The organism is Gordonia cholesterolivorans (genome assembly GCF_039531975.1).
In the GTDB taxonomy this organism is placed as follows: domain Bacteria; phylum Actinomycetota; class Actinomycetes; order Mycobacteriales; family Mycobacteriaceae; genus Gordonia; species Gordonia sihwensis.
This window is the reverse complement of record NZ_BAAARB010000034.1, coordinates 1-15,334: the sequence shown is the minus strand read 5'-3', so window position 1 is coordinate 15,334 and position 15,334 is coordinate 1. Positions and strand designations below refer to the sequence as shown.

The window sequence follows — 15,334 nt, the reverse complement described above, 5'->3', positions numbered from 1 at the left end:
GATGTGGAACCCGGACGTATCCGACGATCGGCGGCCTTGTCGTACCCGACAGGCACAATCAGCTCACAACCATCAATCCGAAACCGCACAGGCCAGGACGTCACCCCGATGAAATTTCGAGGCTAGTATTCTCAATATGACTCGCTGATCACTGTGCATGTTCGAGGCTGATCCGAAGTCCACCACTTCGCGCAGCCTTTTTTATACCAGCGGCGGGACGGGTAGGTTATTCGTGCCGAAATTCGCGTGGAGAGCGACCAGTCCACCGCTTGAAGGCGTGAGAGAAGTTGGCGAGGTCGCTGTATCCGAGATCCGCAGCGATCTCACTCACCGACATCGATCGGTCGAGCAGCCGCAGCATCGCACGATCACGCAGGAATGATTCGCGCAACTCGCGAAAGGTGGTCCCCTCCTCGGACAGGCGCCGCTTGAGTGTGCTACGGGATATCGAGAGCTCGTGTGCGACCCAGTCGTTACTTCGTTTGCCGGGATCCTCCTCCAGGAGCCGTCGCACCTTCTCCGAGAAAGACGTGGTTCTGCTTCGCTGTTCGAGGGTTTGCTGCAGATCAACGATGGCGAGGCGATAGGCGACGGGATCGGAGAACCTACATACCTCGTTGAGGGTATCCGCGGGGACACGAAGGAATGACGTCGGAGCGTCGAAGTACAGGCGCCCAGCTAGGGCGTCCTCATGATTGGCCAGAAAGTTCGGCGCCGACCAGCTCAGATGGAGGGTGACGGTCGGCACATCGCCAGCGAGCATGTCAAGCAGGCGCAGGAGCGCCGACCCGCTGTACGCGACGACCAGGCAGTTCAGGGCCGGATCGCCTGTATGTGCGCTGAGCCCCACAGTAAGCCCCTCGTCTCTTGGGTGGAACTGTGGGCTGAGGGCCGTCGAGATCAAAGGCAGATAGGTGAGCAGCTCGACGATCTCGGCTACCGAACCTGCACTGACCAGAGGAAAGCTCAACGGGCCAAAGGACGTCAACTGAGCCTGCTCGGCGAACGCGAAGCCGAGCGTAGTTGCCTGGTCGACATCGAGTGCGGGGTACACCTCGCGAAACCACCGTATCGGGGCCTGGATGTTCCGCTGGATCAACGTCGTCTCGTCGATTCCTTCGCGAGCCATGATGTTGCGAAGCCGCGCGACAGCGTCTGAGTCGAGTGCTTGGCTCTCGAGCAATTGCGCGAACATGAGTGGAGGCACACCCTCCTCGTTGAGGTTCACCCTGGTCCCCTTTGAGCCGAATTCACAAGTTTCTGACTCTGCCGAACATAGCCGCCGCGCTCGTCTTCGACAACACTTTGACCAAGTTCACATTGAAGACGACGTATCCAGGAGTTGGCTATGGCAGTTGTCACCTTTGTCTCCCACGATGGCCAGAAGCACGAGGCGCCCATCGAGGAAGGGCAGTCGCTGATGCAGGTCGCGACCAACAACGCGGTGCCCGGCATCGACGGCGACTGCGGAGGCGAAGCCGCGTGCGGTACCTGTCATGTGATCGTCGATCCGCAATGGTCCGAGCAGGTCGGCCTCTCGGGTCCCGAGGAGGAGGAGATGCTCGCGATGAACCCCGAGCGCCAGCCGACCTCCCGGCTGTCCTGCCAGATGGCGGCGTCGGCGGCGTGGGACGGCTTGATCGTCGAACTACCCGAATTCCAGATGTGACGGCGAGAAACGGTTAAGACCTGATGAAGATTCCTGAAGCAATCACCGCCAAGGTTCAGTCGACCATCCCGATGGATCTGCAGATCCAGGGCGCGCATCTGTATGACAAGACCCGGCGATGGGTGACCGGGACGAACGGAGAGAAGCTCTTCGTCGAGAGTCCTATCCCGCCGGTCGAGGACGTCGAGCTCGCCGACATCGACCTCAGCAACCCTTTTCTCTATCGCCAGGGGCGCTGGCAGTCCTACTTCGAGCGCTTGCGCAACGAGGCGCCGGTCCACTACCAGCCCAACAGTGCGTTCGGTCCGTTCTGGTCTGTCACGCGGCATGCCGACATCGTGGCCGTGGACAAGAACCACGAGCTCTTCTCCGCCGAGCCGTTCATTGTCATCGGGGCCCCGCCTCGTTTCCTTGATATCGCGATGTTCATCGCGATGGATCCGCCACGCCACGACGCGCAGCGGGCCGCTGTCCAAGGCGTTGTTGCGCCGAAGAACCTGCGTGAGATGGAGGGGCTGATTCGATCGCGTGTGCAGGAGGTGCTGGACGACCTGCCCGTGGATCAGCCGTTCGACTGGGTGCAGAACGTCTCGATCGAGTTGACCGCTCGGATGCTTGCCACCCTTCTGGACTTCCCGTACGAGCAGCGTCGCAAGCTCGTCTACTGGTCAGATCTCGCGACGTCGCTGGAGCAAGCCAACGGCGGGCCCTCGGACAACGACGAGGTGTTCCCCGGCATGCGCGACATGGCGCGAGGTCTCAGCGCTCTCTGGCACGACAAGGCAGCGCGGATGGCTGCCGGGGAGGAACCCGGCTTCGATCTGATCACCATGTTGCAGAGCAACGAGAACACCAAGGACCTGATCGACCGCCCGATGGAATTCTTGGGCAACCTCGTGCTGCTGATCGTCGGAGGCAACGACACGACCCGCAACTCGATGAGCGGCGGTGTTCTTGCGCTGAACCGCTTCCCCGATCAGTTCGAGAAGCTGAAGGCAAACCCCGACCTGATCCCCAACATGGGCTCGGAGATCATCCGGTGGCAAACCCCGCTGGCTTATATGCGCCGGGTCGCCAAGGCCGACACCATTCTGAACGGGCAGTTCATCCGCAAGGGCGACAAAGTAGTGATGTGGTACGCCTCGGGCAACCGCGACGAGCGCGTGTTCGAACGGCCCGATGAGTTCATCATCGACCGGGCCAACGCCCGCAACCACATCTCCTTCGGCTTCGGCGTCCATCGTTGTATGGGCAACCGGCTGGCCGAGCTCCAGCTGCGGATCCTGTGGGAGGAGTTGCTTCCCCGTTTCGACAATATCGAGGTCGTCGGCGAGCCAGAGTACGTGCAGTCCAATTTCGTGAGGGGCATCAGCAAGATGATGGTCCGCCTCACCCCGAAATCCAGCGCATGACCTCGCAGCGGGCCCTCATCGTCGGGGCCGGCCATGCCGGGGCCCAACTCGCGGCCAGTCTGCGCCAGGAAGGGTGGACCGGTGAGATCGTCCTCATCGGCGAGGAGTCGGCGCTGCCCTATCAACGCCCGCCGCTGTCGAAGGGTTACCTGGCGGGGAAGAGCACGCTCGACGAACTCGCGATCCGCAGCGCCAAATTCTACACCGAGCAGGGGATCCAACTCCTGAATGCGAAGGTGGAGGCGATCGACCGCTCGGCTGGTCATCTCGTGTTGAGCACCGGCGACGCGCTGCCCTACGACAAGCTCGCGCTGTGCACTGGGGCCCGCCCTCGACGGCTTTCCATCCCGGGGGCCGACCTGGTCGGCGTCTACTACCTACGCACCGCTGCGGACGTCGAGATGATCCGAGAGGCCACCAGCCCCGGGTGTCGCGCTGTGATCATCGGCGGCGGCTACATCGGACTGGAGACGGCCGCCTCATTGCGTGCGCTCGGTCTGGAGGTCACTGTACTCGAGGCGACCGAGCGCGTCCTCGAACGGGTCACCGCCCCCGCTGTATCGGCGTTCTTCGACCGGATCCACCGGGAGGAGGGCGTGAACATCCGGACGGGCGCGCTGGTCGAAGCTCTATCAGGTGACGGCAGGGTCCGCGAGGTGTTCCTGTCCAGTGGCGAATCAATTCCCACCGACCTCGTCATTGTCGGTATCGGCGTTGAGCCGAACACCGAGCTCGCCGCCGCCGCGGGTCTGGTCGTCGACAACGGCGTCGTGATCGACGACCAGACCCGGACCAGCGACCCCGACATCGTGGCGGCTGGGGACTGCGCCAGCCATGACATGGCCCGTTACGGCCGTCGCATACGCCTGGAGTCCGTGCCGAGTGCGGGTGAGCAGGCCAAGGTGGCGGCCGCGACCGTCTGCGGCAAGTCCAAGATGATCGCGGCGCTTCCATGGTTCTGGTCGGATCAATACGATCTCAAGCTCCAGATCGCCGGTCTCAACACCGGGTACGACGAAGTCGTCCTCAGCGGCGACCCGACCCGGGACCGCGACTTCACCTGCTTCTACCTGCGTGCGGGCGAGCTCATCGCCGCCGACTGCATCAACCGGCCCCGTCACTTCATGTTCAGCAAGCGGGTCATCACGCAGCGACTCCCCATTGGCCGGACCGAACTGGTGCTCGCAGGCTCTGTCTGAGGTGATCGGTCCCTTGGCGGCGATGGTACGACAACAGCGAGTACGGGCCCACATTTCGGAAAGGAACGTCAGTGACGAACATCATCCAGCTCCCGCTGGCGAAGGGTCGTGAGCGGCTCTCGTCGGTATTCCTGGCACCATTGCCGAGTCGGGCCGACGCGACCCTGCTAGGGGTCAGCGACCAGTGGCCTGTTCGTGAGCTCGCCCCGCCCCCGGCGGGGTCGGGGCTCGAGCCCGTCCGAGGGACCGCGGGCATGCCTCTGCTCGGTCACACCCTGGACTACATCAGGTTCGGCTCCAACTTCACCCGGGCCAGGTACCAACGCTTCGGACCGGTCTGGTGGATGGGCGCCTTCGGCACGAGAATCGTGATGGTGGCGGGCGCGGATGCCACACAGGAGGCGCTGACGACCAAGGCGAAGTCGTTCTCCCAGGACGGGTGGACCTATCTCATCGATGCTTTCTTTCACCGGGGCCTGATGCTGATGAGCTTCGACGAGCACAGGATGCATCGGCGGATCATGCAGGAGGCGTTCACCCGCGACCGGCTCGCCGGCTACGTCGACCAGCTCGGCCCGACGCTGGAGACCAGCATCCGCAGGTGGACAGCGGGCCGGTCCACGCGCATCTACCCACTGTTGAAGGCCCTGACTCTCGACGTCGCAACGGAGGTCTTCATGGCAGGTCGGGGAGGGAGCGAGGACACTGACGCCATCAACGACGCCTTCGTGGCCACCGTGCGCGCAGCCAGCTCGATCATCCGTTTCCCGCTGCCGGGGACTCGGTGGCGCGCCGGAGTCCATGGGCGCACGCTCCTGGAGGACTACTTCACCCGGCATCTGCCGACGGCTCGAAGTGCCCAGGGAGACGACCTCTTTGCGGGGCTGTGCCATGCGCGCACGGCCGACGGTGAGGCGTTCACTGATGAGGACGTCGTCAACCACATGATCTTCTTGATGATGGCGGCCCACGATACCTCGACCATCACCACCACCGCTGCCGCCTACTTCCTCGCCAAGCACCCAGCCTGGCAGGAACGGGCTCGGGCCGAGTCCGACCGACTCGGTGAACGCCGCCCCGACATCGACGACCTGGACTCGATGGCGACTCTCGACCTGGTGATCAAGGAGACGCTGCGCCTCGTGGCGCCCGTGCCGATCGTGATGCGCAAGACGATCGAGAACGTGGAGATTGCCGGACGCCACATCCCGGCGGACACCCTGGTGGCCGTGGCTCCTGCGGTGAACCACTTCGACGAGTCGTGCTGGACCGAGCCCGACACCTTCGACCCCGACCGTTTCAGCGAGCCGCGCCATGAGGACCAGAATCACCGTTTCGGGTGGATCCCCTTCGGCGGAGGAGTGCACAAGTGCATTGGTCTGCACTTCGGCACCCTCGAGGTCAAGGCGATCCTGCACCACATGCTGCGCACTTACACCTGGTCGGTCCCCGACCAGTATGAAGTGAGATGGGACAACACCTCGCTCCCCATTCCTGTCGACGGGTTGCCGATCACCCTGGAGCGCAGATGAATCCGGCACCGGTGGCGTTCTTGGGGGCGACCGACTTCCTCGACATCGAGCACGAGTCCGTCCGGGCATTCACCGCCGCCGCGGTTGGGGATGCGAGCACCGACCGGGACAAGGCCAATCGCCTCTTCACCGCCGTCCGTGACCAGATCTGGTACGACCCCTACACGGTGTCGGACAATCCCGCCCACTATCGAGCCAGCTTCGTCCTCGAGTCCGGGCGCGCCTATTGCGTCCCGAAGGCGGTGCTCTTGACCGCGGTGTGCCGAGCGGCAGGGATTCCGGCGCTGCTGGGTTTCGCTGACGTCCGCAATCACCTGCAGACCGAAGCGCTGCGAGCGCTCATGGGCGGCACAGACCTGTTCGTCTATCACGGCTACAGCCGTCTCTACATCGACGGCCGGTGGTTGAAGGCGACGCCTGCGTTCAACACCGAGTTGTGTGCGCGTTTCGGTGTGCCGCCGGTGGATTTCGACGGTGATCGCGACGCACTCCTGCACGCCTTCACCGCCGACGGAGCCCAGCATATGGAGTACGTCCGCGAGCGCGGCATCTTCGACGATCTGCCTTTGAACGCGATCCTGACCGAGCTTCGGCATACCTATGGACCGTTGATGTTCAAGCGCGCTGACGTGATCGCTGACGCTTTCACCGACACACCCACCAGCCGCACCCAGCCCGACGGGATCTCCGGTGGGTTCCACTCACCCCTGGAGGACCGATGAGCACGGCGACCGCAGCGGACGCCTTGGACGTGTGCAACCCAGCCGATGGCCGGCTGATCGCAACCGTCCCTGTGGATGATCGCGAGACCGTGAACGGTGTCGCGGCTGACCTCCGCTGCGCCCAGGTCGGGTGGGTCGAGGCTGGCCCGCGGCAACGCGCCAGATGGTTGCATCGCTGGCGGGACTGGATCCTGGCTCACACCGACGAGCTCACCGATCTGCTGCAAGCCGAAACGGGCAAGGTGCGCCCAGATGCCCTCGTGGAGACGACCGCGTCGTGCGAATTCATCACCTACTACGCTGACAACGCCGAGAGGTTTCTCGCTGGCGAGCAGGTCAGGTCCTCGAGTCTGTTGAGTCTGCCGAAGCGGCTGTCCAAGACCTACCACCCATATCCGGTTGTCGGGCTCATCACGCCCTGGAACTTCCCGATCACCCTCTTCCTCATGGATGCAGCGCCCGCGTTGGCTGCCGGATGCGCGGTCCTGGCGAAGTCCTCGGAGGAGACGCCACTGACGTGTGCGCGGGTCGTCGAGGGCTGGCACGAGATCGGCGCCCCTCCGGTCTTGGCCCATGTTGTGGGTGCCGGCGAAGCGGGTGCGTCGGTGGTGGACGCCGCTGACTTCGTGCAGTTCACCGGCTCGACAGCCACCGGGCGTGCGGTCGCGATCCGCTGCGCCGAGCACCTGAAGCCGGTGAGCCTGGAGCTGGGCGGTAAGGATCCGGCGATAGTGCTGGAGGACGCCGACCTTGCTCGTGCGGTGGAGGGGATCGCGTGGGGCGGTCTGTTCAACGCAGGGCAGGTCTGCATCTCCGTCGAGCGGGTATACGTGGTAGCTGAGATCTACGACGAGTTCGTGGCCCGGCTGACGCAGAGGGTGCGCTCCCTGGCCCAGGGTGCGGCGACAGGTGACGACGTGGGTGCGATGGTCACTGCGAGGCAGGTCGAGATCGCCGATCGCCACGTCAGCCAGGCGGTGGCGGCGGGTGCGCGGGTCCTGGCCGGCGGAACCCGGAGTGCGGTCGGGAACTACTACGCTCCGACCGTCCTGGTCGGTGTCGACCACACGATGGCTTGCATGACCGAGGAGACCTTCGGCCCCACGATCCCGGTGATGCTGGTCGCGGATGAAGACGAGGCCATCCGTCTGGCCAACGACTCGGCGTACGGCCTGTCTGCGACGGTGTGGACCCGCGACCACGCTCGGGCACAGCGCATTGCGAAACGCCTGGACGCGGGTGCGGTCAACATCAACGACGTCTTCAGCAACCTCTTCGCCACCACACTGCCGCACAGTGGATGGAAGGCATCGGGTATCGGTGCGCGGCTCGGCGGTGCCTACGGGCTGCACAAGTACTGCCGGGTCCAGGCGGTGACCGAGCCGCGGATTCCTGTCCCGGCACGAGAACTCACGTGGTACCCGTACACCTCCCGGCGTGCGGCCATCGCCGAAAGAGTATTGCGCGCGGCAGCCGGCCGCGGCCTGTGGCAACGCCTCGGCCTGAACAAGGAGAACAGCAAGTGACGACGCACATCCCCCACACTGCCGCCAAGACTGTGGCGATCACCGGCGGAGCCCGCGGCATCGGCTACCAGACCGCGAAGGAGCTGATCCGACGAGGCCACCGCGTCGCCATCGGCGACGTCGACGAGGCACGTGCCAAAGAGGCCGCCGTCGAGCTCGGGGTGAAGGTCGTCACCCGCCTCGATGTCACCGATCCCGACTCGTTCCGCGAATTTCTCGACCTGGTCGAGGGGGGCCTCGGCCCCCTCGACGTGCTGATCAACAACGCGGGCATCATGCCCACCGGGCACGCCCACGAGGAAGCCGACGCGGTGACCCGGCGGCAGGTCGAGATCAACGTCCTGGGAGTCATCTTCGGGACCAAACTCGCCCTCCAACGGATGCTGCCGCGGCGTGCCGGGCACATCATCAACACCGCATCACTGGCCGGTGAGCTCGCCGTACCCGGTCTGGCGACCTATTGCGGCACCAAGTTCGCGGTCATCGGGTTCACTGAGGCAGCACGACAGGAATACCGCAAGTCCGGGGTCCAGCTGTCCACGGTCCGGCCTACGTTCACCAACACCGAGCTCGTCGCTGGGACGGCTGGGGCCAAGGGACTGCGCAACGCCGAGCCCGAGGAGATCGCTCGAGCGACAGCCGATCTGATCGAGAATCCGCGTTCTTTCGTGCGTGTCACCCGCCTCGCCGGCGGCATGGTCGCCGCGATGAAGTTCGTCCCCGGTCGGTTGGCTACCTGGCTCGGATCGGCCCTGGGCACGGACTCGGTGTTCCTCGACGACGTCGACATGAGGATACGCCAGGCCTACCTGGACAGAATCCGGAGCAACTGATCCAGTCTTCGAACCCCGTCGTGCGCCGATCCACCGAAGAGGAACTCCTATGCCCCGCAGAACCCTGATCAAGGACTACCCGCATCGGATGGCGGGGCATTGCGGCTCTGGCGCGATGCGCGATCTTCTGCACTGGCATGGTCTGGGGTGGGATGGACCGCCCGACGAAGGTCTGGTGTTCGCGCTCGGTGGCGCGGTGGGGCTATCCTACCTCCGGTCGAGCGACCTCGTCCCACCGCTGTACCTGGTGGGACGAGGTGCCGACTTCGAAGTCGATCTACCCCGCCGACTCGGCGGACAGGTCCACGTTCTCACGACCGACGATCCTCGCGAGGGATGGTCATGGGTTCTCGACGAGATCGAAGCAGGCAGACCCAGTCTGGTGTGGGGCGACATCGGTGAGTTGCCGTACCTGCGGGTCCAGTTGCGGATGAGTCGCCACGATATCGTCGTGATCGGTCACGACGAGGCCGAGGGGATCGCTTTTGTCGTGGACAATGACCGCGCCGAGGTGCAGGAGGTCCCGCTCGATGCGCTGGCTCGGGCGCGGTCCTCGAAGTCTTTCCCGGAACCGACGCGCCACTGCACCTACCGCATCATCTGGCCGGACGCGCTGCCAGACGTGGCGGAAGTAGCGGCAGAGGCATTTCGCCAGTCCGCGGCCAGTATGCGCCGCCCGTCGCAGCCCGGGATCGTCGATCTCACGACAGCGGCGGCCGGGGCCGAGGGCCTAGCTGCGGTCGTACAGCTGGCGGCCGACGTTCGGACCTGGGCCGATCTTCCGATAGACGACCTCGAGATCCTCCTGTTCAGCCTGAGCGCTTTTATCGAGAAGGCAGGTACCGGCGGCGGGCTGTTCCGCCGATTGCTCGCCGATGGCTGCGCGGATGTCGCACGCCTGACCGGCGACTTCGCCACCGCTCAACTCGCCGTCTCCGCCAGCCGTTGTGCGCAGGCATGGACCGAGACTGCACGTGCCGGTATCCGGCGCGACGTTGATGTGCGAGCGCGCGCGGCCGGGATGTCTTTGGCGGCTAGCCGGCTGCCAGAGCTGGAGTTGGACCTGGTCGAGTCCCTGGAGTCTGCTTCAAGCTCGCTTATGGCTGAAGATCGCTGACAGCCCCACTTTTCCCCGGACGCTCGGTCTCCGGATCGCTGTGTTCGAAGGCAACTCTCTCAACAAGGAATGCTATGCAGAGCACGATGATGAACGTCCCGTTGACAACTGCGGCGATTCTGCGCCACGGCTCGAGTGTGCATGGCTCGGCAACCGTGCGGACCTTGCAGCCCGACGGGAGCGTGAAGGTCGCCTCGTTCGCCGAGATCGGACGGCGGTCCGCCCAGTTGGCCAACGCGTTGCGCGGTTGCGGGATCACAGGCGATGAGCGCGTCGCAACCTTTATGTGGAACAACCAGGAACATGTGGAAGCCTACTGTGCGGTGCCCTCGATGGGCGCGGTACTGCACACTCTCAATCTACGCCTCGCCTCAGATCAACTCGTCTACATAGGCAACCACGCCGAGGACCGGGTCGTGATTCTCGACGGAAGCCTGGTCCCGCTGCTGGCCCCCGTGCTGCCGCACATCACCAGTGTGCACACCGTCGTCGTGACCGGGGGGGTGGACCTCACCCCGCTGCACCGTGACGGGCTCACAGTCGTGGGTTACGAGGAGTTCATCTCCGCTCAGCCCGAGACGTTCGACTGGCCTGACCTCGATGAGCAGTCAGCAGCCGCCATGTGTTACACCTCCGGTACCACCGGGACCCCCAAAGGCGTCGCCTACAGCCACCGGTCGACCTACCTGCATTCGATGGCGGCCTGCGCCGCCGACGGACTGCGAGTCGGCTGCGATGACCGGATCCTCGCTATTGTGCCGATGTTCCATGCCAACGCCTGGGGACTGGTCTATGCCGCCCTCATGGCAGGTGCCGACCTTCTCATGCCTGACCGGTTCCTGCAGGCCGAGCCGCTGGTACGGCTCATCGATGCCCAGAAGCCAACCGTCGCAGGCGCGGTCCCGACGATCTGGAACGACGTGCTGAACTTCGTGGAGGCCAACCCCAGCTACGACATCTCCTCTCTCGGCCTGGTTGCCTGCGGTGGCTCCGCCGTGCCCGTTCACCTGATGGAGATCTTCGAGGAGAAGTACGGCGTACAGGTTGTCCAGGCGTGGGGAATGACCGAGACCTCGCCGCTGGCCACCGTCGCGCGTCCGCCGGCATCGCTCGACACGCAGGAGCGGTGGCGCCTGCGAGCCACTCAAGGCCGTCCGGTTCCAGGTGTGGAATTGAGGATCGTCGGCGACGCGGGCAATGAGCTCCCGCACGACGGCGAAGCCGTCGGCGAGCTGCAGGTGCGCGGACCTTGGATCACCGGCTCGTACATCGGCGAAGAGGATGACGGGGAGAAGTTTCAGGACGGTTGGTTGCGCACCGGCGACGTCGGTCGGATCGATGAACGCAGTTTCGTCACGCTGACCGACCGCACAAAGGACGTGATCAAGTCTGGCGGGGAGTGGATCTCCTCGGTCGAGCTCGAACTGCTGCTCGCCGGACACCCCGATGTGCTCGAGGCATCTGTGATCGGGGTGCCGGACGAGAAGTGGCAGGAACGTCCCCTCGCGGTGATCGTCGTACGTGACGGGCGCGAGCCCACACCTGCCCATCTGCGTGACTTCCTCGTTGGCAAGGTCGCCAAATGGTGGCTGCCCGAGCGTTGGTGCTTCGTCTCCGAGGTGCCCAAGACCTCGGTCGGCAAGTTCGACAAGAAGCGCCTGCGCTCCCTGCATGCCGAAGGAGAGCTTGCCGTCGTCGAAATCTAGGAATCCTCTCTAGATCATCGAGCACGGGTCCCTGCTCACATCGTGGGGTTAGGATCCGCGGCGGACAGTCCGACTTCGAGTACCTTGCCCGGCCTTAGTGGTCACGCCTCTCTTCAGTCACGCCGCGAACGCAGACCGGGTGGTGCGACATACCCCACGCTGAGTCAGCCGAGAACCTCGCAGGCCAAACCTCGACTGCCGCGCGATCGCGGCCACTTGGCGGCCCTGGATACTTCCTGCTGGTACCTGCGAAAATTCCCACCTGCAGTGCTGGCGGCGGTCCGGTTCGACCATCGCAAGGTGTGGGCGATGTGCCGTTGCGACGGGCACCCGGTGTCGCAGGCGACCGTGCTGCGGTGCCTGCGAGACGAGGGTCTGCTGCCGCCAGCCGCAAGGCTGCGTTCGCCGCCGAGCCCACCGGCCCGAATCAGGTGTAGCGTTTGGACTTCAGTGAGTTCGAGACCACCGCTGGCGGGACGTGGCGTATCGCGGATTGCCGGGACTACTGGAGCAAATACGAGCATCCCTGGCATGTGTCGCCGACGGCGAACCAGCACGAACGCGATCACCGCGATCGAGCGCGCTTTGGCCGACTACGAGCAGTCGTACGACCACCCGCTGGCCGAAACGTGCCCACGCGAGCCCGGCCGTGGTCTCGAGCCCGCGGCGACGATCGTGACCTACAACGGCGGCCCGTTCCGGTCGTTCCGCTTCGAGGCGTTCGTCACCGCACACCCCGAACTGCGCCACGTCGGTACCCGAGTCAGGTCGCCGGGCCAGAACGGCTCGCGCGAACGCGGTTTCGGGTCGCTGAAGTACGAGCGACTGTTCCTCGAGGAGATCGATGACGTCTTGGCCGTGGTGAAGCACGCTGACGCCTACCGGGTCGAGCACAACACCGTCCGGCCGCACGAAGCCATCGCTTGGAACCGGCCGATCCAGATCCACCCTGGCCTGGTCGGCCCTCGGATCCCCAACTTTCCCCGAGACCGAAAACCTGCCAACTACTTGACACGGGACACGACGACGCAGCAGCGGCCTCGTCCAGGAGTGTTCGATCAACGGCTCTGGTATCCCTCACACCCGAATTGAGCCAGAGCCGTTGACCCGACCTCCGTACGTGCGGGCTTTTGTCGGTTTTACTTGCGGGTGTTGTGGTTGTGGTGGGCGGTGAGGAAATCGTCGACCAGGCGTGCGCAGTCGTGGTGGTCGATGCTGTGCAGCCCGGTGAGGCGAGCGAAGACGATCGGGCCCAGCAGCTGGATGATGACGAAGGTGGTGTCGAGGTCGCCGAGGTGGGCGCGGGCCTCAGGGCTGGTGAGGATGTGGTCGAACGGTTCGCGGTAGCGGCGGATGACCTGGGCGCGCAGGGAGGTGACCGCGCCCGAGTCAGGGGGTGCGCCGGGGTCGGGGGTAATGGATCCCATGGCCAGCCAGGACAGGGTGGTCAGCTGGAGGGGAGCGTTCTCGATCAGGTCGGCTTGGGCGGTGAGCAACGCGATCAACTGCTCGCGCACGGGCCCGTCGTCGGGTGGGGTGTCCACGCGTGGGAGTAGGCGTTCGAAGGTGGCCGCGAGCAGGTGGGTGCTGCTGCCGAAGTGCCGGTAGAGGGTGGTGCGCGCGACTTTCGAGGTGCGGGTGACCGCGTCGATGGTGACCGCGTCGATACCGCCGGTGGCCAGCAGATGGGTGGCCGCGTCGAGCAACCGTGCCCGCGAGCGCGCCAACCGCGGATCGGCCTGATCGAGATCCGCGTCCTGCTCGCCGGTGGCGGAGTGGGGCGCGGCGGGTCCGGTGCGGGTGTCGGCCTGGTCGCGGGTGGTCATGGTCGGGAAGACCTCCAAGGAAACGGGCGGCGGTGAATGTGTCCGATTTCGACTCTATCGCAACCACTCTCGCCTGTGATACTCATGGTAGCGAAGCGATACCGATGGTTTCGTCGGGTGGGAGGTGCCGGTGAACGCACCGGAAACGACTGACGGTCACAGTGTGCTGGCGCGGGCCGAATGGTGGATGCTGACGGTGTCGTGCCTGGCGGTGGCGCTGGTCGTCGCGGCGATGGCTGCACTGTATTCGGCGTTGCCGCTGATCGCGGTCGCGACCGGGGCGACCCAATCGCAGCTGACCTGGATCGTCGACGGCTACACCCTGATCCTGGCGTGCCTGGTCCTGCCCGCCGGCGCGGTGGGTGACCGCTACGGGCGCCGCGTCGTGCTGATCGCGGGCCTGGCGGTGTTCTCCGTGGCCTCGGCGCTGCCGCTGCTCATGTCGGGGCCGGTGTGGCTGATCGCGGCCCGCGCGGCGGCGGGCGCGGGCGCGGCACTGGTGATGCCCTCGACCCTGTCGATCCTGACCGCGGGGCTGCCCGAAGCGCATCGCGGGCGCGCGGTCGGGGTGTGGGCTGGGGTCGCCGGGTCCGGTGCGGTGCTCGGGATCCTCGGCTCGGGACTGCTGCTGGCGCGGTGGTCGTGGGAATCGGTGTTCGTGGGACTGACCGTGGCCGGGGTGGTGCTGGCCGCGCTGGCGTGCACCATCGCCGAATCCCGCGAGCGGGAACACCCGCCGGTGGACTGGGTGGGCGCGGTGGCGGTGGCGATCGCGATCGCGGCGATCGTGTTCGCCTGCGTCGAGATCCCCGCGCGCGGCTGGCTCGACCCGCTCGTGACCCCCACCCTCGCGCTCGGTGTCGCCGCGGCGGTGGTGTTCGTGATCATGGAGTTGCGGGTCGCCGCGCCGCTGCTGGATGTGCGGTTGTTCGCCCGGCGGGGGTTCGGGGCCGGGTCACTGTCGGTGACCATCCAGTTCCTGGTCACCTTCGGGGTGTTCCTGCTGCTGGTGCAATACCTGCAATTGATCCTCGGGTACGGGCCGCTCGGTTCGGCGCTGGGCCTGGTGCCGATGGCGGTGCCGCTGGTGGCGATCTCGGTGATCGCGCCGTGGCTGTCGAGCCGGGTCGGGCTGCGGGCGATGACCGTCACCGGGCTGCTCGCCATCGCGACCGGACTCTTCCTGGTGAGCCGGTTGACCCTGGCCGCCGACTACCCAGACCTGTTGTGGCCGTTGCTGATCCTGAGCGCCGGGCTGGGATTGTGCACCGCCCCGGCCACCTACGCCATCGTCGCCGACACCCCCGTGGCCAAACACGGTGTCGCCGCCGCCGTCAACGACGCCGCCCGCGAGATCGGCGCGGCCATCGGAATCGCCGTATCCGGCAGCGTGCTCGCCGCCGGATACACCCACCACATCCAACCCGCCCTGCCCCAGCTGCCCGAACCCGCTCGCGGCCCGGTCGCCGACTCCCTCGCCGCCGCCCTGCAGGTCGCCGACCGCGCCGGACCCGCCGCCCAGCCACTGGCCGAATTCGCCAAGACCGCGTTCGTACACGGCAGCACCCAGGCCGCGCTCGCGCTGGCGGCCATCACCGCGGCCGGAGCACTCGCGCTGGCCATCCTCGCCCCCGGACGCACACCCCGGCCCACCCCCACCACGACCTGAAGCGCCCTGGGTTTCGTTCCGTGGTTACACGGTCGCGGGCGCGGTCGTCGTGGTGTGAGTGTAGGTCGCTTCGACGTTCGCCGGGGTGCGGTAGCCGAGAGCTTCGTGGAGCCGGGAGGTGTT

13 protein-coding genes are annotated in these 15,334 nt (G+C 65.6%); 11 read left to right on the top strand and 2 right to left on the bottom strand.

Annotated features, from left to right (window positions below; genetic code table 11):
- Nucleotides 1-226 precede the first annotated feature (226 nt).
- Nucleotides 227-1,228: a helix-turn-helix domain-containing protein gene (locus ABFX36_RS18300; RefSeq protein WP_008382041.1), complete on the bottom strand. Its 1,002-nt coding sequence runs from the start codon at nucleotides 1,226-1,228 to the stop codon at nucleotides 227-229.
- Between the two features lie 120 nt (nucleotides 1,229-1,348).
- Here ABFX36_RS18300 and ABFX36_RS18295 point away from each other — a divergent pair, with 120 nt between their 5' ends.
- The 10 genes from ABFX36_RS18295 to ABFX36_RS18250 all read left to right on the top strand — a co-directional run bounded on the left by ABFX36_RS18295 (nucleotide 1,349) and on the right by ABFX36_RS18250 (nucleotide 12,808).
- A complete protein-coding gene (locus ABFX36_RS18295) occupies nucleotides 1,349-1,669 on the top strand; it encodes a 2Fe-2S iron-sulfur cluster-binding protein (protein WP_003937313.1) in 321 nt (106 codons plus the stop codon).
- 23 nt (nucleotides 1,670-1,692) lie between these two features.
- A complete protein-coding gene (locus ABFX36_RS18290) occupies nucleotides 1,693-3,081 on the top strand; it encodes a cytochrome P450 (RefSeq protein ID WP_003937314.1) in 1,389 nt (462 codons plus the stop codon).
- Nucleotides 3,078-4,280 (top strand): NAD(P)/FAD-dependent oxidoreductase, encoded by a 1,203-nt coding sequence (locus ABFX36_RS18285; protein ID WP_003937315.1) that lies wholly within the window; start codon nucleotides 3,078-3,080, stop codon nucleotides 4,278-4,280. Before ABFX36_RS18290 ends, ABFX36_RS18285 begins: the two co-directional genes overlap by 4 nt.
- Nucleotides 4,281-4,351: 71 nt before the next feature.
- Nucleotides 4,352-5,812, top strand: coding sequence for a cytochrome P450 (locus ABFX36_RS18280; protein ID WP_003937316.1), 1,461 nt, complete (start codon nucleotides 4,352-4,354; stop codon nucleotides 5,810-5,812).
- On the top strand, nucleotides 5,809-6,534 hold the full coding sequence (locus ABFX36_RS18275; protein WP_003937317.1) for a transglutaminase-like domain-containing protein: 726 nt from the start codon (nucleotides 5,809-5,811) through the stop codon (nucleotides 6,532-6,534). Before ABFX36_RS18280 ends, ABFX36_RS18275 begins: the two co-directional genes overlap by 4 nt.
- On the top strand, nucleotides 6,531-8,060 hold the full coding sequence (locus tag ABFX36_RS18270; RefSeq protein WP_003937318.1) for an aldehyde dehydrogenase family protein: 1,530 nt from the start codon (nucleotides 6,531-6,533) through the stop codon (nucleotides 8,058-8,060). The genes ABFX36_RS18275 and ABFX36_RS18270 overlap by 4 nt, the downstream gene beginning before the upstream one ends.
- Complete coding sequence (locus ABFX36_RS18265) at nucleotides 8,057-8,893, top strand: SDR family oxidoreductase (RefSeq protein WP_003937319.1); 837 nt, start codon at nucleotides 8,057-8,059, stop codon at nucleotides 8,891-8,893. Before ABFX36_RS18270 ends, ABFX36_RS18265 begins: the two co-directional genes overlap by 4 nt.
- Nucleotides 8,894-8,942: 49 nt before the next feature.
- Complete coding sequence (locus ABFX36_RS18260) at nucleotides 8,943-10,010, top strand: BtrH N-terminal domain-containing protein (protein ID WP_346077709.1); 1,068 nt, start codon at nucleotides 8,943-8,945, stop codon at nucleotides 10,008-10,010.
- 74 nt (nucleotides 10,011-10,084) lie between these two features.
- The gene (locus tag ABFX36_RS18255) at nucleotides 10,085-11,716 is read left to right on the top strand and encodes a long-chain fatty acid--CoA ligase (protein WP_003937321.1); all 1,632 of its coding nucleotides are present in this window, start codon (nucleotides 10,085-10,087) and stop codon (nucleotides 11,714-11,716) included.
- A 531-nt stretch (nucleotides 11,717-12,247) separates the two neighbouring features.
- Nucleotides 12,248-12,808 (top strand): integrase core domain-containing protein, encoded by a 561-nt coding sequence (locus ABFX36_RS18250; RefSeq protein ID WP_003937322.1) that lies wholly within the window; start codon nucleotides 12,248-12,250, stop codon nucleotides 12,806-12,808.
- Between the two features lie 47 nt (nucleotides 12,809-12,855).
- On the opposite strand, the gene ABFX36_RS18245 is transcribed toward ABFX36_RS18250, so the two are convergent.
- Complete coding sequence (locus tag ABFX36_RS18245) at nucleotides 12,856-13,542, bottom strand: TetR/AcrR family transcriptional regulator (protein WP_008382024.1); 687 nt, start codon at nucleotides 13,540-13,542, stop codon at nucleotides 12,856-12,858.
- Between the two features lie 187 nt (nucleotides 13,543-13,729).
- Here ABFX36_RS18245 and ABFX36_RS18240 point away from each other — a divergent pair, with 187 nt between their 5' ends.
- Complete coding sequence (locus tag ABFX36_RS18240) at nucleotides 13,730-15,211, top strand: MFS transporter (protein WP_050792883.1); 1,482 nt, start codon at nucleotides 13,730-13,732, stop codon at nucleotides 15,209-15,211.
- The last annotated feature ends 123 nt before the right edge of the window (nucleotides 15,212-15,334 follow it).

What these genes read in the sequence shown, in the direction of transcription:
- ABFX36_RS18295 (WP_003937313.1), top strand. Translation starts at nt 1,349, where the DNA reads ATGGCAGTTGTCACCTTTGTCTCCCACGATGGCCAGAAGCACGAGGCG.
- ABFX36_RS18290 (WP_003937314.1), top strand. Translation starts at nt 1,693, where the DNA reads ATGAAGATTCCTGAAGCAATCACCGCCAAGGTTCAGTCGACCATCCCG.
- ABFX36_RS18285 (WP_003937315.1), top strand. Translation starts at nt 3,078, where the DNA reads ATGACCTCGCAGCGGGCCCTCATCGTCGGGGCCGGCCATGCCGGGGCC.
- ABFX36_RS18275 (WP_003937317.1), top strand. Translation starts at nt 5,809, where the DNA reads ATGAATCCGGCACCGGTGGCGTTCTTGGGGGCGACCGACTTCCTCGAC.
- ABFX36_RS18270 (WP_003937318.1), top strand. Translation starts at nt 6,531, where the DNA reads ATGAGCACGGCGACCGCAGCGGACGCCTTGGACGTGTGCAACCCAGCC.
- ABFX36_RS18260 (WP_346077709.1), top strand. Translation starts at nt 8,943, where the DNA reads ATGCCCCGCAGAACCCTGATCAAGGACTACCCGCATCGGATGGCGGGG.
- ABFX36_RS18255 (WP_003937321.1), top strand. Translation starts at nt 10,085, where the DNA reads ATGCAGAGCACGATGATGAACGTCCCGTTGACAACTGCGGCGATTCTG.
- ABFX36_RS18250 (WP_003937322.1), top strand. Translation starts at nt 12,248, where the DNA reads ATGTGTCGCCGACGGCGAACCAGCACGAACGCGATCACCGCGATCGAG.
- ABFX36_RS18245 (WP_008382024.1), bottom strand. Translation starts at nt 13,542, where the DNA reads ATGACCACCCGCGACCAGGCCGACACCCGCACCGGACCCGCCGCGCCC.
- ABFX36_RS18240 (WP_050792883.1), top strand. Translation starts at nt 13,730, where the DNA reads ATGCTGACGGTGTCGTGCCTGGCGGTGGCGCTGGTCGTCGCGGCGATG.